The organism is Nostoc sp. DSM 114161, from assembly GCF_052692665.1.
This window is the reverse complement of record NZ_CP195141.1, coordinates 2,144,067-2,163,074: the sequence shown is the minus strand read 5'-3', so window position 1 is coordinate 2,163,074 and position 19,008 is coordinate 2,144,067. Positions and strand designations below refer to the sequence as shown.

General features: G+C 43.0%; 18 protein-coding genes and 1 pseudogene. 15 read left to right on the top strand and 4 right to left on the bottom strand.

What is annotated here, in order from left to right:
- Positions 1 to 58: 58 nt before the first annotated feature.
- The 5 genes and pseudogenes from NSTC745_RS09200 to NSTC745_RS09180 all read left to right on the top strand — a co-directional run bounded on the left by NSTC745_RS09200 (position 59) and on the right by NSTC745_RS09180 (position 3,115).
- Positions 59 to 1,123 (top strand): thiamine phosphate synthase, encoded by a 1,065-nt coding sequence (locus tag NSTC745_RS09200; RefSeq protein ID WP_445636876.1) that lies wholly within the window; start codon positions 59 to 61, stop codon positions 1,121 to 1,123.
- A gap of 159 nt (positions 1,124 to 1,282) precedes the next feature.
- The gene (gene thiS / locus NSTC745_RS09195; protein ID WP_445636875.1) at positions 1,283 to 1,495 is read left to right on the top strand and encodes a sulfur carrier protein ThiS; all 213 of its coding nucleotides are present in this window, start codon (positions 1,283 to 1,285) and stop codon (positions 1,493 to 1,495) included.
- 230 nt (positions 1,496 to 1,725) lie between these two features.
- A pseudogene (locus NSTC745_RS09190) lies at positions 1,726 to 1,824 on the top strand (type II toxin-antitoxin system PemK/MazF family toxin); the annotation flags it as partial.
- A 172-nt stretch (positions 1,825 to 1,996) separates the two neighbouring features.
- Positions 1,997 to 2,284, top strand: a complete 288-nt coding sequence (locus tag NSTC745_RS09185; RefSeq protein WP_445636874.1) for a hypothetical protein — start codon at positions 1,997 to 1,999, stop codon at positions 2,282 to 2,284.
- A 198-nt stretch (positions 2,285 to 2,482) separates the two neighbouring features.
- Entirely contained in the window at positions 2,483 to 3,115 is a 633-nt protein-coding gene (locus tag NSTC745_RS09180; RefSeq protein ID WP_445636873.1) for an alpha-ketoglutarate-dependent dioxygenase AlkB family protein, read from the top strand.
- A gap of 125 nt (positions 3,116 to 3,240) precedes the next feature.
- On the opposite strand, the gene NSTC745_RS09175 is transcribed toward NSTC745_RS09180, so the two are convergent.
- The 3 genes from NSTC745_RS09175 to NSTC745_RS09165 all read right to left on the bottom strand — a co-directional run bounded on the left by NSTC745_RS09175 (position 3,241) and on the right by NSTC745_RS09165 (position 6,276).
- Positions 3,241 to 4,647, bottom strand: a complete 1,407-nt coding sequence (locus tag NSTC745_RS09175; RefSeq protein ID WP_445636872.1) for an NAD(P)(+) transhydrogenase (Re/Si-specific) subunit beta — start codon at positions 4,645 to 4,647, stop codon at positions 3,241 to 3,243.
- The gene (locus NSTC745_RS09170) at positions 4,644 to 4,937 is read right to left on the bottom strand and encodes an NAD(P) transhydrogenase subunit alpha (RefSeq protein WP_190955495.1); all 294 of its coding nucleotides are present in this window, start codon (positions 4,935 to 4,937) and stop codon (positions 4,644 to 4,646) included. Before NSTC745_RS09170 ends, NSTC745_RS09175 begins: the two co-directional genes overlap by 4 nt.
- 163 nt (positions 4,938 to 5,100) lie before the next feature.
- Positions 5,101 to 6,276 (bottom strand): Re/Si-specific NAD(P)(+) transhydrogenase subunit alpha, encoded by a 1,176-nt coding sequence (locus NSTC745_RS09165; protein WP_445636871.1) that lies wholly within the window; start codon positions 6,274 to 6,276, stop codon positions 5,101 to 5,103.
- A 760-nt stretch (positions 6,277 to 7,036) separates the two neighbouring features.
- Here NSTC745_RS09165 and NSTC745_RS09160 point away from each other — a divergent pair.
- The 10 genes from NSTC745_RS09160 to NSTC745_RS09115 all read left to right on the top strand — a co-directional run bounded on the left by NSTC745_RS09160 (position 7,037) and on the right by NSTC745_RS09115 (position 15,779).
- Complete coding sequence (locus tag NSTC745_RS09160) at positions 7,037 to 7,549, top strand: DUF2808 domain-containing protein (protein ID WP_445636870.1); 513 nt, start codon at positions 7,037 to 7,039, stop codon at positions 7,547 to 7,549.
- 218 nt (positions 7,550 to 7,767) lie between these two features.
- Positions 7,768 to 7,902, top strand: a complete 135-nt coding sequence (gene rpmH, locus NSTC745_RS09155; RefSeq protein ID WP_073642693.1) for a 50S ribosomal protein L34 — start codon at positions 7,768 to 7,770, stop codon at positions 7,900 to 7,902.
- Positions 7,903 to 7,919: 17 nt separating this feature from the next.
- A complete protein-coding gene (rnpA, locus tag NSTC745_RS09150) occupies positions 7,920 to 8,342 on the top strand; it encodes a ribonuclease P protein component (protein WP_445636869.1) in 423 nt (140 codons plus the stop codon).
- Positions 8,329 to 8,721: a PH domain-containing protein gene (locus NSTC745_RS09145; protein ID WP_445636868.1), complete on the top strand. Its 393-nt coding sequence runs from the start codon at positions 8,329 to 8,331 to the stop codon at positions 8,719 to 8,721. The genes rnpA and NSTC745_RS09145 overlap by 14 nt, the downstream gene beginning before the upstream one ends.
- Before the next feature lie 202 nt (positions 8,722 to 8,923).
- Positions 8,924 to 10,144 carry a membrane protein insertase YidC gene (yidC, locus tag NSTC745_RS09140; RefSeq protein WP_445636867.1) on the top strand — a complete coding sequence of 407 codons (1,221 nt, stop codon included), beginning with the start codon at positions 8,924 to 8,926 and terminating at the stop codon, positions 10,142 to 10,144.
- Positions 10,141 to 10,656 (top strand): Jag family protein, encoded by a 516-nt coding sequence (locus tag NSTC745_RS09135; RefSeq protein ID WP_445636866.1) that lies wholly within the window; start codon positions 10,141 to 10,143, stop codon positions 10,654 to 10,656. The genes yidC and NSTC745_RS09135 overlap by 4 nt, the downstream gene beginning before the upstream one ends.
- Positions 10,657 to 10,838: 182 nt before the next feature.
- Positions 10,839 to 11,360, top strand: a complete 522-nt coding sequence (locus tag NSTC745_RS09130; RefSeq protein WP_445636865.1) for a YceD family protein — start codon at positions 10,839 to 10,841, stop codon at positions 11,358 to 11,360.
- A gap of 499 nt (positions 11,361 to 11,859) precedes the next feature.
- On the top strand, positions 11,860 to 13,371 hold the full coding sequence (locus NSTC745_RS09125) for an AAA family ATPase (RefSeq protein WP_445636864.1): 1,512 nt from the start codon (positions 11,860 to 11,862) through the stop codon (positions 13,369 to 13,371).
- Between the two features lie 252 nt (positions 13,372 to 13,623).
- Positions 13,624 to 14,133, top strand: coding sequence for an SH3 domain-containing protein (locus NSTC745_RS09120; RefSeq protein ID WP_445636863.1), 510 nt, complete (start codon positions 13,624 to 13,626; stop codon positions 14,131 to 14,133).
- Positions 14,134 to 14,375: 242 nt separating this feature from the next.
- The gene (locus NSTC745_RS09115; protein WP_445636862.1) at positions 14,376 to 15,779 is read left to right on the top strand and encodes a peptidoglycan-binding domain-containing protein; all 1,404 of its coding nucleotides are present in this window, start codon (positions 14,376 to 14,378) and stop codon (positions 15,777 to 15,779) included.
- 62 nt (positions 15,780 to 15,841) lie between these two features.
- On the opposite strand, the gene sbcC is transcribed toward NSTC745_RS09115, so the two are convergent.
- Complete coding sequence (sbcC, locus tag NSTC745_RS09110) at positions 15,842 to 18,868, bottom strand: exonuclease subunit SbcC (protein ID WP_445636861.1); 3,027 nt, start codon at positions 18,866 to 18,868, stop codon at positions 15,842 to 15,844.
- Positions 18,869 to 19,008 lie beyond the last annotated feature (140 nt).

Below are 19,008 nucleotides of genomic sequence, written 5' to 3'. Positions count from 1 at the left end.
GGTTACTAGGACATATGATAATTCACATTTCGATGAAAGTACTAACGGGGTTGTGGTAATGGTCGAGCCATACAGCCAAAAACAACAAATACAGCAAGTTGTTTACCGGATTTTAGACGCTAATTTAGACCGCGCTCGTGAAGGCTTGCGAATTATTGAGGAATGGTGCCGCTTTGGTTTAAATAATGCTCAGTTGGCTCTTGAATGTAAGCGCTTGCGCCAAGAAGTAGCCAAATGGCATACCCCCGAATTGCGGGCGGCGCGAGATACACCAGGCGATCCTGGGACTGAGTTAACCCATCCTCAGGAGGAAGAACGAGCTAGTATAAAATCGGTGTTGCAGGCTAACTTTTGTCGGATAGAAGAAGCGTTGCGAGTGCTGGAAGAATATGGCAAACTTTACCACCAAAGTATGGCTAAAGCTTGTAAGCAAATGCGCTATCAAGTTTACACCCTAGAAAGTAATTTAATGGGTTATCAGCGCCATCAATTGTTATGGCGATCGCGTTTGTATCTTGTTACTTCGCCTAGTGAAAATTTATTCAGCGCTGTAGAAGCTGCACTCAAAGGCGGATTAACCCTCGTACAGTACCGTGAGAAAACCGCTGATGATTCTTTGCGTCTAGAACAAGCCAGGAAACTGCGGCAGTTATGCCACATTTACGGCGCTTTATTTATCGTTAACGATCGCGTAGATTTAGCTTTAGCCGTTGATGCCGATGGAGTGCATTTGGGACAACAAGATATGTCTATCAGCATTGCTCGGCAACTACTCGGTTCCCAGCGCATCATAGGTCTATCTACCACAAATCCAGAAGAAATGCAACGTGCAATTGCTGAAGGTGTGGATTACATTGGCGTGGGGCCGGTTTATGAAACTCCCACGAAAGTGGGTAAGGCAGCAACAGGCTTAGAATATGTCAGCCATGCAGCGAAAAACTGTTCAATTCCGTGGTTTGCTATTGGGGGAATAGATGCAAATAATATTAATGATGTCATCGATGCAGGAGCCGAACGCGTCGCAGTAGTGCGATCGCTCATGCAAGCTGAACAGCCTACCTTAGTAACCCAATATTTGCTTTCCCAACTCAATCGTATTAAACCAGAAGTTATTAGTAATTAGTCAAAACCCTTCGGGTAGGGAAAAGGGAAAAGGGAAAAGGTTAAAGGGAAAAGGGTGAATCTTACCTTTGCCCCTTGCCCTTTGCCCTTTTCCCCTAGTCCCCAATGCCCAATTCCCCATGCCCCATGCCCCATGCCCAATTCCCCACTCCCCAAATTTATGTCTAATGAGATTACGGTTGAGATAAATGGTGAAAGTCGTAGCTGTTTGTCTGAAACCCTTTTACCTGATTTACTCCAACAGTTGGGTTTCAATCCCCGTTTAGTGGCGGTGGAGTATAACGGCGAAATTTTACACCGCCAGTTTTGGCCAGAAACAAAAGTGCGATCGGGCGATCGTCTAGAAGTAGTTACTATTGTTGGTGGTGGTTAATTAGTTTGGGCCAGTAAACTTCAATTAGAACAATGGTTGGTCGGTCTAAATATTTGGTTACTACACGTGCAACAAACTGTACTAATTCTGTGCCGTTCAACTTGATTTTACTTTGAAGGCGCTTTTTATTTTCTTGGCGATCGCGATAGACTATGCACCTGATAGTGTTGACTTAGAGGGAGAAGATTTTTGCGACTATCCAGATGAAGACTTACACAACTCAAAAAATTATCTACAGAGGTGAAGTGTGATTAGTTAATTTAGATCCAACAGTAGGGACAGAAATTAGCAAAAAACGTCCTTGTATCATAGTCAATGATGATGCTATTTTCAATAAAAATTTAGAGATCGATTTTATTATGAAGATGAATTAGGCGATCGCATTTCAAGAAAAACCAAGCGATCGCACTGTGGAGATTTGAGGGGCGATCGCTTTTTTATCTCACGCAGAGGCGCAGAGATGCAAAGGAAGATACCCTACTGAAGCAATACTTTGATGATTTGAGAGCAAAAGGAAATCCTTTTGATGCTAATAGATATGATAAATATTCACCTTTATCTGCTGAGGATTTATCAAATCTACTATGTGGAATAGATAGTAAAACAAAGGCAAACGCAATCATGCAAATTGCTGATTTATGCTTGTATCCTATCGTCCGCAGCACGGACAATCCTGATAACCAAGCATTTTTGTCTCTGAAAAATGCTAATTTACTTGTGGATTCACGTTTGACGCAGAATCAGATTAATATATTAGGAATCAAGTACTATTGCTTTGACAACCCCTAAAAACATTTAGCTTGAGAATTCAGTTAGTATTTTTGTACTATAGTATTAGTAATAGGTTATGTGGTATAAAAATTTGATTTTTTTAACTTTCGTAAAAACGTGTCTTGTTCATGACTCATTTAGAATTGCTATTTAATGTGATGATATCATTGACCATACATAGCCAGACAAATTATAGATATTAATTGAAATTATTTTATGTTTAATCAATTATCTATTTGGGAAGAGGGAAATGATGAGAGTAGGCATCAGGGTGAAAAGCTACCTATGGAAAATGCTGAAGTAATCTATTACCAAAATTTATTTGATGGTAACGAAAGTAACCAATTATTTATTGAATTATATGAAACTACTTCTTGGAATCAAGAATCTACAATAGTCTTTGGTAAACAAATTAAATTACCAAGACTTACAGCTTGGTATGGAGATCCGGGAAAATCTTATTCTTACTCTAAAATCACAATGCAACCTTTTTCATGGACTCCTGTATTAATCAATATTAAATCTAAAATTGAATATTTATCTAAAATTAAATTCAATAGTGTATTACTCAATCTATATCGTGATGGTAAAGACAGCGTAGCTTGGCATAGTGATGATGAACCAGAACTTGGAGAAAATCCTGTAATTGCTTCTGTAAGTTTCGGAGCTAATCGTCGTTTTGTGTTTAGACATAAAATACAAAAAGAATTAAACTACGAAATTCAACTTAATCATGGAAGCTTACTAATGATGAAGGGAACTACACAGCACTTTTGGCAACATCAAATACCTAAAAAAAATAAACTTACACAATCAAGAATAAATCTTACTTTTAGACAAATTAAATAACTGTATTTTTATATAAAAAACATCAATTAATAGGGATAAAATACATAAAAAAACTTGCTCTAGAAGCATCACACTCCCAAAGCAAGCCAACTCTCTAAATTTTTCTTAGCGTCCTTCGCGGTTCGTTAAAGTTGCTTCACTTCTGAAACCAACTTAGACACCATATCTTTGGCGCTACCAAAGAGCATCGTAGTTTTATCTTTGTAGAACAGCTCATTATCCACACCGGCAAAACCCGTACTCATCCCGCGCTTAATCACAATTGTCTGCTTTGCCCGATCTACTTCCAAAATCGGCATTCCATAAATCGGGCTATTTGCATCGCTCCGCGCCGCAGGGTTTACCACATCATTTGCCCCAATTACTAAAGCCACATCAGCTTGTTCAAACTGGGGATTAATATCATCCATGTCGTACAACTGCGTATAAGGCACATTTGCCTCAGCCAACAACACATTCATGTGCCCCGGCATTCTTCCAGCAACGGGGTGAATGGCATACTTGACATCTACGCCCATCCGTTCTAGTTGATCTGACAATTCGCGGACGCTATGTTGTGCTTGGGCAACTGCCATCCCATAACCAGGTACAATTACCACGGAACGAGCGTATCCCAACATCATCGCCCCTTCTTCGGGATCGATACTGCGGACAGTTTGATCGATCGCACCACCACCACCAGCACCACCGCCAGAGGTAGAACCCGTACCAAAAGCGCTGAACAGCACGCTGAAGAGGGAGCGGTTCATTGCCTTACACATAATTTCGGTGAGGATTAAACCAGAAGCTCCCACCAACGCTCCAGCGATGATTAACATATTGTTCATCACCACAAAACCAGCAGCAGCAGCCGCTACACCTGACAAGGAGTTCAACAGCGAAATTACCACTGGCATATCGCCACCACCAATGGGGATGACGAACATCACACCCAGCACCAAGGAAACAGCAACTACTCCTAAGAATATGGGTAGGCTATCTGGTGTGATGATTAAGTAAACACTGCCAGCTACGTAAGCACCCAGAAGCACCAAGTTAAATGGTTGCTGGAATGGAAATGTAATCGGGGAACCGCTGATTAAACCTTGCAATTTGGCGAAGGCGAGAAAACTACCCGTGAAGGTAACGCCACCGATTAACACATCCAGCAGCATGGAAATGTTCACATCTAGGGGTACGGGTGCGCCAGAATCCAATAACCGCCAGAATTCGGCAACGGCGACTAAAGCCGAAGCTGCACCGCCCAAACCGTTGAGCAAACCCACCATTTGGGGCATTTCCGTCATTTGGACTTTGTAGGCAACGATCGCACCAATTCCCGATCCGATTGCCAAGCCTAACAAAATCATTTCATAGTTCAACACATGCCGATCCAACATTGTTGCCACAATTGCCAGCAGCATCCCCACCGCTGCGATGACATTACCGTTCCGTGCTGTCGCTGGCGAACCCAGCTTTTTCAAACCAAAAATGAATAAGGATGCAGCGACTAAATATGTCAGCTGAATGCCAGTTGGTAAAAAGTCGCTCACGCCTTAATCTCCTTTTTCTTGAACATAAGCAGCATTCTGTCTGTGACGAGAAACCCACCGACAACGTTGACTGTAGCCAGTACCACAGCAATTAAACCGAGAATCACTGACACGCTAGTTTCTCTAGCACCTGAGGCCACAATTGCCCCAAGTACCGAAATGCCAGAAATTGCGTTTGAGCCTGACATTAAAGGTGTGTGTAGCGTCGGTGGTATTTTGTTGATCACTTCAAAGCCGATAAAAGACGCCAGAACAAATACAAACAAAGCAGCAAGTAAGGCCTCTGTCATGAAATAAAACTCCTTTTGTAAGTGGGAATGGGGCATTGGGCAAGCAGGAAGTGTGGGAGGGGTGGGAGGTGTGGGAGGATGGGGAAGAAATCTTTCCCCCCTCTCTCCCCACACTCCCCACACTTCCTTGTCTCCCTTGTCCCCAGTCGCCAGTCCCCAGTCCCTAATTAACCGCCGGTTCTTGAGTATTCAAAGCTTGTAGCGCCTCACGCACTCGTTGATTGCGAATTTCACCTGCGTGGGTAACACAAGCTGCCTCAACAATGTCGTCGCTAAAGTCCACTTGCAAAGCTTTCTCTTTGCTAATCAGCAGTTGGATTAACGATGTCACGTTCTTGGCATATAATTGGCTGGCGTGGACTGGCATCGAGGATGGTAAATTGATGGGGCCGATAATTGTCACACCATTCCAGACAATATCTTTGCCGGGTTCGGTGCAGGCGCAGTTACCACCCTGTTCGGCGGCTAAATCTACAATTACTGAACCGGGTTTCATCTGTGCCACCATTTCTTCTGTCACGAGTCGTGGTGCTTTTTTGCCGGGTACTTGAGCAGTGGTAATCACCACATCGGCATTTTTCACGTGTTCGGCGACAACTTCTTGGGTACGTTGTTTGCTAGCCTCAGAAATTTCTTTGGCATAGCCACCTGCGGCGACGGTTTCTTCTTCGAGTTTGACTTCGACGAATTTTGCCCCTAAGCTTTGCACTTCTTCTTTCACAGCCGGACGAATATCAAAGGCTTCTACCACTGCTCCCAAGCGTCTAGCGGTGGCGATCGCTTGCAATCCAGCCACGCCAGCACCCATAATAAATACTTTCGCTGGGGCAATGGTGCCTGCGGCTGTTGTCAGCATCGGGAAATATTTTGGTAATGCAGCTGCGGCAATCAATACTGATTTATAACCTGCTAGTGAAGCTTGCGAGGACAAAGCATCCATGCTTTGCGCCCTGGTGGTACGGGGAATCATTTCCATACTCAAGGCTGTGACTTTGCGATTTGCCAATTGCTGCGCCACCACAGGATTTCCTAAAGGATTCAGGAAACTTACTAATACAGCTCCTTCCTTTAACAAATCAACTTCTGAACGTCCATCTTCTCGTTCTTGGGGTGGGCTGACTTTGAGCAAAATGTCTGCTTCGCTCCATAATTTGACAGAATCGCTAATAATTTTGGCTCCTGCTGCTTCATAAGCAGGATCGCTAAAAAAGGATCGTTCTCCCGCACCCGATTCCACCCAAACTTCTAAGCCTTGCTTTACCAATCGGGCAACAACGTCAGGAATTAATGCCACACGACGTTCGCAAACTTCAATTTCTTTAGCAACTGCTATTCTCATGAAATCTCCTGAAGATAAATACTTAATCTCTGCCAAGTAAGCGATCGCTCAGATGAGGGATATTTCGCACTTTTAATACTGAGGCAGGAACATCAGCCATGACTTTTTCTAGTAGATTGAACCTTGAATCTTTCCTCTCCCACTCTTCGTTCTCCGCGCAAAGCCTCACTTTGCGGCTTGCAGATGTTACATTTTCAGATATTTGCAAATAGGGTTACGTATTGCACATGCTAAGTTAATTCCCAAATTTTGCATCTTTATCTTCAGCTTATTTTCGGGATTCAGAAATTGGCTATATCCTTTCTTATAGAGTAATATTGACCAAATTTTGGAAGCTTGATAATTTTCAAATCAAATTTTAATAATTCCGACTTTCGTTCAAGCTTATTTTAATCAATTTATCTCAAGTTCACTGGCGATCGCTAATCATACGGCTCAATTTTTATAACAAAAATCTTAAATTTAGATACACTTATACATATTCGGAAACACAATCTCATCTCAGCTGTGTTTTCATTTAGTTTCAAATTCGACTAACCTAGCAATCAAACCAAGTCTCTGTAAGAATAATGAAGTGAATTGATTTAAAGTTAAATATCTGACTAAGCAAAATTACTTTTAGCTAAAAGTCACCAAAAATGGCACTTTTTTTCCTATTCAACGTCTATTGTCAGGAAGTCCGTAGTAAAGTTTAGTAAAGAATACTAACATACAGTTATTTAGATAACAGAGTTTATATTTTGGTGGAGGGAGCTTAAATATGCGACGTTTACTTTCTGCTTTAGCCGTAACTAGCTTTTTGCTAACTGGATTTCCAGTTGTGAGTTTGGCACAAAGCTTACCTGGATTTACGCTCTTTAGCGGTGTCAAAGGGGAAAATCAGCTGCCCTTCCGGTTAGATTTTGGCGGACAAACTAATGGTTGGGATCGTTATAGATTGAGGATTCCAGGTCAAAGAATGAAATTGGCAGTTGCTCAATTTGCCATCACCTATCCTGATTATTACGAAGGAATTTTTGACCCCAAAAAAATTGAGGTGCGAGTCAAAGGTAAATCAGTTAAGCTTTCTGAGGTCAAGTGGGACAAAGAAGGTAAGCTAATTAGTATTTTTCCCGAAGAACCTGTACCAGCAGGTAGTGGAGTTGAGTTAGTTTTTTCTAACGTCAAAAACCCCTCCTTTGGTGGGATGTATTATTTCAATTGCCAAGTTCTCTCCCCTGGCGACGTTCCACTACTGCGATACATGGGAACCTGGATTTTGAGTATCAGTTAATTTTGGCGAGTAGGGAGAAGGGAGACACGGGAGACAGGAGAGACAGGGGAAAAGGTTAAAGGTTAAAGGGAAAAGGAATAAATTTAACTTTTCCCCTTTCCCCTTTCCCTTTCCCTCTCCCTATGCCCAATGCCCCATTTCCTATTTCCCATTCCCTGTTAAAGTGATAAAATTAGAGATTGTGAGTTTTTCTAAAAATCAGCCAACAGGAGGATAGTATGCAAAGAACGCTGGGCGGTACTTGTCGCAAGAGAAAAAGAACCTCTGGTTTTCGCGCTCGGATGCGGACACCAGATGGCAGAAATGTAATCAGGGCTAGGAGAAGAAAGGGGCGTCATCGTCTGAGCGTTTAGGGCGGTATACAGTATCTGTGGCTTTGCCCAAAGCAAATCGGTTAAAATCCCGAAAAGATTTCCAGGCAGTTTTCCGCGAAGGAATTCGGCGTCATGGCTCTTATTTAACATTGAGAGCCTTAAAACCTTTATCTTTAATAAATCCTTCTTTGGATGCCGCCACTGAGACTAAACAAGCAATTGACTCAGGGCATCTTGCCAGCATAAAAATTGGCATTTCGATTAGCACAAAAGTCAGCAAAAGAGCAGTGGTTCGCAACCGGATAAAACGGCAAATTACTGCTGCTTTGTATGACTTACTGCCGAAATTGTCACCAGGATGGCGGTTAGTGGTGGTTGTTAAACCTACAGCAGCAGAATCTAAGTGCGTAAGCCCACAATTTCTGCAAGAATTAGAGCAGTTGTTGGCACAAGCCGAGGTGTTCGATGGGCATTCGTGAAGAAGTTTATTATGAAGGCGGCCCCCATATTGGGGATCTAATTATAAACCTGCTAATTGGGCTAACCGTTGTTGGCATACCCTTGACAGTCGGGGCAATTGTCAGAGCATTATGGCTGCGCTTCCGCATCACCGATCGCCGAGTTACCGTAACAGGAGGTTGGCAGGGACGCGATCGCACTGACGTAATTTACTCAGAAATTGTCAAAGTTGTCAAAGTCCCACGCGGCATAGGTCTTTGGGGAGATATGGTACTAACCCTGAAAAATGGCAGCCGTCTGGAACTGCGTGCGATTCCCAATTTTCGGGAAGTGTATGACTACATTAATGAAAAAATTGCTGCGAAAAATCCCCAATATAGCGCTGCTGCTAATAAGTGATGGAGAGATGGGGAGATGGGGAGATGGGGAGACACAGGGACGCGGGGAATAATCAATGCCCAATGCCCTATGTTCAATGCCCTATGCCCAATGCCCAAAAAAATTGTGCGGCTATCCGTAGCAAAGGACAGTCGCACATAAGTCATGATTTAGATAAATTAGATTCAGTCAGTTTACAGTAACTCAGGTTAAATTCAGAATAATGGATTTTGGTATCGGCTTTCTCTCGAACAACGTGATGCTGCCAATCATAGATTTTTTCTATGGTATTTTTCCTAGCTATGGATTGGCGATCGTTGCTTTGACACTGATAGTCCGCTTTGCGCTCTATCCCCTGAGTGCTGGCTCAATTCGCAATATGCGGAAGATGCGAATTGTACAACCTCTGATGCAAAAGCGGATGGCAGAAATCAAAGAGCGCTTTAAAGACGATCCGCAAAAGCAGCAGGAAGAAATGGTCAATGTCCAAAAAGAATTTGGCAATCCTTTGGCTGGCTGTTTTCCGTTGCTGATCCAAATGCCAGTTTTATTAGCGCTGTTCGCCACTTTGCGCGGTTCGCCTTTTGCAGGTGCGAACTACAGCGTTAACTTGCAAGTCTTTCCCGCAGAACAAATCGAACAAATTCAACCGCAAGCCTTTGCCACTCCTCCTCAAAATATCTACATTGCTGATGGCGAACACGTTAAGGTAACTGCAATTCTTCCCAGCGGTAACAAACTCGCTGTGGGCGAACAAACCAAAATACAATATCAGACCGTTGAGGGCAAACCATTTCAGGTACTTTTAGCAGAACACCCAGAAACTAAGCTGATTCCTGAGTGGAAAGTCACCAAAGGCGAAGAAAGGGTAAAAATCGATGCCCAAGGCAATTTAGAAGCCTTGCAGCCTGGAGAAGTGACCATTCAAGGAACAATTCCTGGGCTAGCAGCTGATAAAGGGTTTTTATTTATTGATGCTTTAGGTAGAGTTGGCGCACAAGATCCAGATGGCACAATCCACTGGGATATCGTCGCCATGATTGTTTTCTTTGGAATCAGCCTTTATGTCAGCCAAATGCTTTCCGGGCAAAATTCCAGCGGTGGCAATCCCAACCAGGATACAGTTAACAAAATCACTCCAGTCATTTTTTCTGGAATGTTTTTGTTCTTCCCCCTACCAGCTGGGGTACTGATGTATATGGTGATTGGTAATATTTTCCAGACATTGCAAACCTACATTCTCTCCCGCGAACCATTACCAGAAGAACTGCAAAAAATCGTAGACGCTCAAGAAAAAGAAGCAGGTAAAGAACAAAAAGCATTGCCGTTTGAGCCGACAAGTTCCAAAAAAACTGAGGCGACAAGTTCTAAGAAAACTGAGCCAGCAAGTTCTAAGAAAACTGAGCCGAAAAGTTCTAAGAAAAAGGCTACAGGGGGTTCATGAGCAATATTTCCATGCAGCGAGGTCAGCAGTGGTTAAAAACACTGCTGGAACTCAGTGGGATATCTACTGAGATTCACGGTAGTTTAGAAGCTGCCCAACCTCAAGACGATGATTTACCAGAATCAGATAGTTACTGGTTGACAATTGATGAAACGAATTTGACGCCAGAACAAATCCAGGTATTAATTGGCCCCGATGGTTCTGCGCTAGATGCAATTCAGTATCTAGCAAATTCGGTTCTCAACTTGAGCCAATCCCAGGAAGGACAAGCATCTTACACCATTGAGTTGAATGGCTACCGTGTCAAAAGACAAGCCGAAATTCGCGCATTAGCAGAAGCAGCAGCCGATGAAGTGCGCTTTTCTGGTAGAGAAGTGGAAATTAAATCTCTCAGTTCTGCGGAACGGCGTCAAGTTCATACTTTCTTGAAAGACTTTGGAGATTTGGAAACCTTCAGTCGCGGAAAAGAACCACATCGTCATTTGGTTGTGCGTCCGGCTGCGTTGGAGTAAGTTAGGGATTAGGAGTAGAGACGCGATTAATCGCGTCTGTACATGGGTTAGGAGTTAATCGAGAACTCTAACGACATAATTTCAAAATTTCTATTATCCCTAAGAGATAAAATAAAAAACGTACTATCAGACCAATTGCTGATAATCAAGATAAATTTTCGTGAGGATGTCTCACAAATCCTATGGACGCAATTTATATTCCGCAGCTAACTAGAGCATCGGAGCGGACAGAGGAAGTTCAAGTTAAGGAATTTCTGCCTGGTCTGGAAACTTTGACGCCAGTTCGCGGTCGTGTACGCGTGCAGCATCATGGTAATTATTTGCAAGTGTCAGGTCAGGCAGAAACTATTATTACTTGTACCTGCAACCGCTGTTTGCAGCAATATAATCAACGCTTGGGGATTGATACTAAAGAAATCATCTGGTTAGATGAAACTGCAAATCAGGTAAAAGACTTGCCTTTAGAAAGGGAAGTAACTATGGAAGATTTGGTAGAAAGTTTACCACCAGATGGTTATTTTTATCCCAGCGAATGGCTGTACGAGCAGATGTGCCTAGCAATACCTCAACGCCAATTGTGCGATCGCAATTGTCCAGGTATTCCTCCAAGTACTATTGTTGATAGTTGTGATACTTCTGAAACTCCAGTTGATAATCGTTGGGCTGGTTTGGAAGCATTGAAAAAGCAACTTCCCGGACAGTAAGTTATCTAATATTTTTCTCAATTAATTCATGAGATTTATATAGAACCCGAATTCTTCAAGAAATCGGGTTTCTAATTTATGTTTTTGCAAATTATTTTTTTATAATTGAAGTTAAACCTCATCCAAAGAACTGAAGTTTTTTAAAAGGCAATAGAGTTGAGGGAACAGGGAAAAGTGTAGGATTTGGGAATAAAATCCGATTCTGAAAAACTAGAGGTTTCAAAGTAGACGCAGTTTAGCTTATCTGACATTTTCAGTTTAGTCATACTGATTGGAAAGCTTTTGGTTTACACTGAGACCAGGAATAAGCTTGTTAAATCGGTAAATTCTAATTCACACCCTCCTATTTGGAGGGTTTTCTTGTGTAGGTAAATTATTGGATAAATTTAAACAATAGAGACAGTAGGAATTAGTACAGTAATTAAAGTTGAAAAAACTTTTGTATTTTATTTTTAAATTTTAAAAAACTGGAGTCCATCAGATTGATAGGAGTGAGTCTATGAGTTTCCGTGATGAGTTTAAACTACTACTACGCGCCCGCTACCCCTTGATTTATATTCCTACATACGAAGAGGAACGAGTAGAAGCATCTATCCGAGAAGAAGCAGCAAACCAAGGCAATCGCCCAGTGTATACTTGGGATTTTGTCGATGGTTACCAGGGAAATCCTAATGATGCGGGGTTTGGGCGGCGTAATCCGCTGCAAGCTTTGGAATTTGTGGAAAAATTACCAGCCTCAGCACCAGCAGTCTTGATTTTACGAGATTATCATCGCTTTTTAGAAGATGTGGCGATCGCCCGCAAACTCCGCAACCTCGCCCGACTCCTGAAGTCGCAACCAAAAAATATTGTACTGCTGTCGCCGCGCATCGCCATTCCTGACGATTTAACCGAAGTGCTGACAGTCGTCGAATTTCCCTTACCCAATGCCCCAGAAATTAAAACTGAGGTAGAACGCTTGCTGCAAGCTACTGGGAACTCACTTTCTGGAAAAGTTTTAGATGACTTGGTGCGCTCTTGTCAAGGACTTTCGATGGAACGAATTCGGCGGGTTTTGGCAAGAGCGATCGCTAGCCACGGAGAATTGCAGCCAGAAGACGTAGATCTGGTTTTGGAAGAAAAACGCCAAACTATCCGCCAAACCCAAATCCTGGACTTCTACCCCGCCACAGAGCAAATTTCTGATATCGGCGGACTGGATAACTTGAAAGATTGGCTGATCCGTCGGGGAGGCTCATTTAGCGAACGGGCAAGGCAGTACGGATTACCGCACCCCCGCGGTTTAATGTTGGTGGGTATTCAGGGAACTGGCAAATCGTTAACAGCAAAAGCGATCGCTCATCACTGGCATTTACCCCTGCTACGTCTGGATGTCGGGCGGTTATTTGGTGGTTTGGTGGGCGAGTCGGAATCTCGCACCCGCCAAATGATTCAGGTAGCTGAAGCCCTTGCCCCATGTATTTTATGGATTGATGAAATAGATAAAGCCTTTTCGGGGCTTGGTAGCAAAGGTGATGCAGGCACTACTAGCCGCGTGTTTGGCACATTTATTAACTGGCTAGCCGAAAAAACCTCACCTGTGTTTGTCGTCGCCACCGCCAACGATATCCAAGCCCTACCGCCAGAAATGCTGCGGAAAGGTCGATTTGATGAAATTTTCTTTGTCGGTTTGCCTACCCAAGAAGAGAGAAAAGCAATTTTTAACGTTCATTTATCTCGCTTGCGCCCCCACAACTTAAAAAGTTATGACATCGATAGGTTAGCTTATGAGACACCGGATTTTTCTGGGGCAGAAATTGAGCAAACTTTAATTGAAGCTATGCACATTGGATTTAGCCAAAACCGCGATTTTACTAAAGACGATATTTTAGAGGCTGCCAGTCAAATTATCCCCTTAGCACGAACCGCTGTAGAGCAAATTCAGCAACTTCAAGAATGGGCTGCTGCGGGGAGAGCGCGTTTAGCATCGAAACACAGTCCTTTAAGCGATACCTTCGGCAAGCTACGCTGATGCGATTTTGGATTTGAGATTTTAGACTTCGGCTACGCTCAGTCGAACGATTTTGGATTAGGGATTTCTCTGTATTAAAGGGTTCTATCAATCCATCTGTTGCATTCATTTTGCAAATTGGTATAACAGAGTGGCAGCTAGAATAATCGATTGGAATAGACCACACTGCATCCCTTTGTGGTCTCTTTACAATCCAAAATCCAAAATCCAAAATCTAAAATTGATTGACCCCTAGATAATCAGGTATTAATTATGTTTTCTGGCTTGATAAAGTATATACTTGGCTTTTTCTTAGCGATCGCTGTATTAATTGGTGGTGGTGTTGCAGTTGCACTCTATTTCATGAATCGCACCGGCATACCCCCTGCCAAACCGATTTTCTCCAATGACAGCCCTTCGGTGAAAGCCCAAGCTCCAAAAGCAACTGAGCCTGGAGGTAAACCCACCCCTACACCAAGCACCACTAAATCACCTTCCAGTGCAACTCCCACACCCACCCCTACTGAATCACCTAAACCTACCCCATCCCCAACACCATTGCCATCAGGAGCTTACCGAGGGCGTGTGAGCTGGGCTGAAGGTTTAAGTTTGCGGGCACAACCAAATCAAGACGGCGAACGCATTGGTGGCGTTGCTTTTAATCAAAAAATTATTGTCTTGGAAGAAAGCGAAGATAAAGCTTGGCAAAAAATCCGTTTGGAAGATAGCGGACAAGAAGGTTGGGTGAAAGCAGGTAATACTGAAAAAACTGATGAACAATAGGTATTGGGGCATTGGGCATTGGGCATGGGGCATGGGACATGGAGAGACAGGGGAGAGGGAGGAGACAAGGAAGAAAGATGGCTACCTTGTCCACCTTGTCCCCCTTGTCTCCCTTGTCTCCCCACCTCCCCACTGCCTACTCCCCACTCCCCATATCAATTAGTTGTAAAGAATCATACAAAAATAAATATTACACAGAGTAAATGGTATAATCTTGTATGGTCATAACTTGAACAAAACAAGTGAAAACAGGGGTAGATAGCTCTTTAACTGAGCGAGCCTCAGCCTTTGAGGCATCTAAAAGTATCAAGGTTGTTCATCTGCCGATTATTTTAAAATTTTTGAATTGGAAAAATTTACCTAGCTCTGCTGCGATGCGTCTGTTGTCTGTAGCATTGGCTATGGGAATTATTAGCGTTGCTGGGGAAGTTTTAGCAGTTCAGAAAATTGGAAGTAATAATTCACAAGTTGCCAATAGCCAAAGATGTTTAAAAAAGTTAGGCTACTTTAAAGGCCCGGTGACAGGCAAGTTTGCTACTTTGACTCAGAATGCTGTCATAAAATTTCAGCAAGCCAATAGATTACCTGCTGTTGGGTTTATAGGGCCTAGTACTCAAAGAGCGTTGCAAAGAGCGTGTCAGAGTAAAACCTCTAGTAGGAATGTTAGTCGAAATTCGCCATCGGCAGTAAATCAATATCCTACTCTCTCTCAAGGTAGCACTGGTGCAGCCGTGACCAAGTTGCAACAGCGTCTCAAGCAGCGCGGTTATTTTAATGCTAATCCTACAGGAAATTTTGGGCGAATTACTAAAGATGCTGTGATTGCATTCCAGCGGAATGCCGGTATATCTGCTACTGGAACTGTTAATCGGCAAACTTGGAACGCACTACTAGGTTCTTCTCAGACTCAAGCTAAATCGAGTCTTTCGGCTCAACAAATCAGAGAACTGCAAGAGCGTTTGCGACAACTAGGTTATTTTAAAGCTAATCCCACCGGGACTACTGGCCCAATTACCAGAGAAGCGATCGCCAACTTTCAACAAGATTATAAACTACCAGTCAATGGCACAGCCAATGCCCAAGTTTTGGCAGCAGTACGTAGAGCCTCAGCTGGTGGATATGCTACTCAACAACCAGCAAGAAATTATCTCACTGTTGGCGATCGCTCTGATAATGTCAGATTAGTTCAAGACCGTTTATGGCAATTGGGCTTTTTTGATGCCAATTCTGATGGCTATTACAGCGATCGTACTAGAGACTCTGTAATGGCATTCCAGCAATCTTCTCGGCTCAATTCTACTGGAAATGTAGATTGGCAAACTTGGGAAGCATTAGGATTGAATAACTCAAATGTAAGTAATTATACTGAAACCAACCGCAATGTAGTACCCGTTACTAATGGCTATTTCTCATCTGAAACTAACGGTAACATCTTAGCTGGTAACCCTCGCTATACAGTTATCGTGCCAATTTTCAGTAATGATACTCTCACTAAAGTACAACAATATATACCTCATGCTGTGGCAGAGCAATCAAACCTGGGAGATTATGTGAATGCTGGAGCATATAGCGATCGCGCCGAAGCCGAAAGAGTAACAAAAATTCTCCGCTCCTATGGTTTGGATGCACGAGTTAAATACAATTGAAGAAGGAGTCAGAATTCAAAATCAAGTGCATAGTGCATTAACAACCGTCAACAGTCAACCAATTAAATTGACAAACTTAATTGCGAACCTTGCTGAGTTTTATTCACCTCAATCCTAGCTTGGAAAGCTTCTTTGAGGTGGGGCATGTGGGTGACAGTGAGAATGCAAGCAAAATCAGAAGCGATCGCGTTAATCGCTGCAACTAAGCGATCGCATCCTTCAGCATCTTGCGTTCCAAAACCTTCATCCACAATCAACAATTGCAACGCCGCCCCCGCCCGTTGCGCTAATAATTTCGCCAAGGCTAAACGGATAGCAAAGTTAATTCTAAAAGCTTCTCCACCAGAATAAGTTTCATAAGCCCGCGTTCCTCTGGAATCGGCAATTAAAATATCCAAGGTGTCTATTAACTTGGCATTTTTCTTAGTTGATTTCCCATGACGCCCAGCTTTTTGAGTAATAAATTGTACGTGAAATTGATTCGCACTCAAACGCGAAAGTAATTGATTTGTCTCAGCTTCTAGTTGCGGCAAGATATTTTCAATCATCAATGTTTGGATGCCATTTTTACCAAAAGCCTGCGCTAATTCCTGATAAACGCGCTGTTCGTGCTTGCAAGATTGTAATTGTTTGTACTGTTGTTCGTATTGAATTTGCAGCGTTTGGAGTTGATGCGCCAACTGTTCTAAACGCCCCAACTTGGCAATTTGCTCGTCGAGTTGGCGCCTGCGTATTGCTAGCTGCTGCTCTAGGGCTTGAATTTGGACAGATGGGTTGGCTGTTGCTTGTAGTTGCTCGATTATGCTTTCGATTTGGTTGGCAAGTTTTTGTCGCTCCGTTATTCTGACACCTCTAGATTCTTCTAGTTCTTGCAATCTCCCCTGGAGTTGGGGATACTGCTGCTTGGCTGCTAAAAGTTGCTGATACCGCAAATGCCAAGATTGAGCTTGCTTAACACCTATACGGAGGTTGTTGTGCAGTTCCGAACTGTAGCCAATTTCAACAATGTGCCGTTCCAGAGCCGCAATTTGTTTGGCACATTCAGAGTTAGTTTGTTCTAGCTGAATTCTGGCTTGTAATTCGGCAATACTAGTTAGTATTTCTGGTTTCCGGGCTGCTAGCTGTGCTTGTCGCTTAGTAGCGTCTTTAATCTGACTTTGTTTAATTTCCGCCCAACGCCAGCGCTCAACTTCGCTGCGAGCTAGGGCGTGGTCTTGTTCATTATAATTAACTTGTTGCAGATATTGGTCTAACTTTCGCAGTTCGGCTTGTTGTTCGGGAGCGTAATCACCAGCTTGTAGCGATCGCTCTAAATGTTGTTTTTCAGCGGCAATTTGTTCTAATTGATGTTGGACATCAGTTGTCGCTTCTAACTGTGCCGCCAATTGTCCCCTTTGTTCGCGCAAACCGTCATAAATCGCCAATTCCTGCAAAATTTCCCGATATTTCTGCCTGAGAACCTGAATTTCTTTATCTGAAACAGCCATTTGTTCCCGCACGACCCAAAACTGCCCTTGAGTATCATCCAACTCATTTTGGGTTTTTTCTACCACCCGGCTCCAATGATGTTCGTCTAGTGGACGTTCGCACAAGGGACAAAGAGCATTGGGATTTTGGAGCATTTGCAATTTTTGCTCTAATTCTCCCAGCAGTTTTTCATAATCGCGTTGATGAGCTTGCAGACGTTCGAGAAAATGACGCCTTTCTTGCCCTTTTTCCTGGACTCGTTGCAAATAAACCCGCTTTTTATCCAATTCTTCAATTTGGATTGCGACATCCATCACCGCTTGTTGCAATTGTGGTTGGCGTCGTTGCTGGCGTTGCAATTGGTTTTCTGTATTTTGCAATTGTTCGAGCCGTGCCACTAAACCGACATGAGTCCGATCTAATTGGCTTTGTAAAGCTGCTCGTTGTTGCAACAAAGGAGTCACCTGCATTTGCAACTGGTCTAAATGAGCGAGATGCTGACGTGCTGCGCCTAGTTGGGATAAAGCAGCTTCAACTTCACCGGATTTGGTGAGAGTTTGCTGAACTTCTCGCTCTTGTTGCTGCAAAGCTTCGAGTTGGGCTTGGGCTTGTTGCAGTTGGCGTTCGATTTCCTGAATTTGTTTGGTAAGCTGTTGTTGCTTTTGTTGGCGACTTTGCCCAGCGCGGCTGTATTCTTCAAATTTGGCGCTCATCGCTTCTTCTTGAGATTGCAGACTTTGATATTGGGCGTATCCAGCCTTAATTTCAGCTTCTTGATGTAAGATTTTTTCTATCTGTGATAGCTGAGAGCCAACCGCTAACTGTTCTTGTTGGAGGCGATCGCAATCTTGATTAAGATTTTGATATTGCTGCTTGACAAAGTTCAGTTGTTGTTCCCAGTTTTGGCGCTGGTGCTGGACAACTTGCAAACTTTGTAATTGAATATTGTCAAAAGCTTGTACTTGTTGTAATTGATTGAGTTCAGCTTCTAACTGTTCTCTTTGCGCCTCGGTTGTCTTTTGTTGTTGCAGCTGAATTTTAATCGAATCCAAAGAACGCTCTAATTCCTCCGCCCGTGCTTTGAATTGACGAGAAGATTCCTTTGCCCGTTCTTCCAAATCATCGTATTGATTGAGTTTCAACAACTCTGCTAAAATTTCTTTGCGCTCGGTAGGCCGTTTGAGCATGAATTCATCTGCACGACCTTGACGCAGATAGGCGGAATTAATAAAAGTATCGTAATCGAGCTTAATGTGTTCTAAAATCGAATCTTGGGTTGCTCTTACCCCTTTGCCGGTGAGCGGGCGAAATCCAGAAGGTGTTTCTATTTGAAATTCCAGGACGCTACTAGCTCCCCGAATTCGAGTGCGAATCACCCGATAGGTTTGCTGGTTACTTTGGAAAATAAAATCAACTCGGACTTCTTTCGCACCAGAATAAATAACATCGTCTTCAGCACTGGCGCGGCTTTCACCCCAAATTGCCCAAGTGATTGCTTCTAAAAGAGAAGATTTACCCGCACCATTGGAACCAGAAATACAAGCCGTATGCAAACCACGAAAATCTAAAGTTGCATCACGGTAACTAAGGAAGTTTTTGAGGATAAGTTGTACTGGGATCATTCACGCTATGGCGCCACATCTACTTTTAATCATTAAGAGTACAGATGCACTGTTTGTTAGTTTAGCTATCTAGATATCAGGTTTCTAGTCCTGAAGACATCAAATTTACAAAAATTTACAATTTTATGAGTGAATTTTTC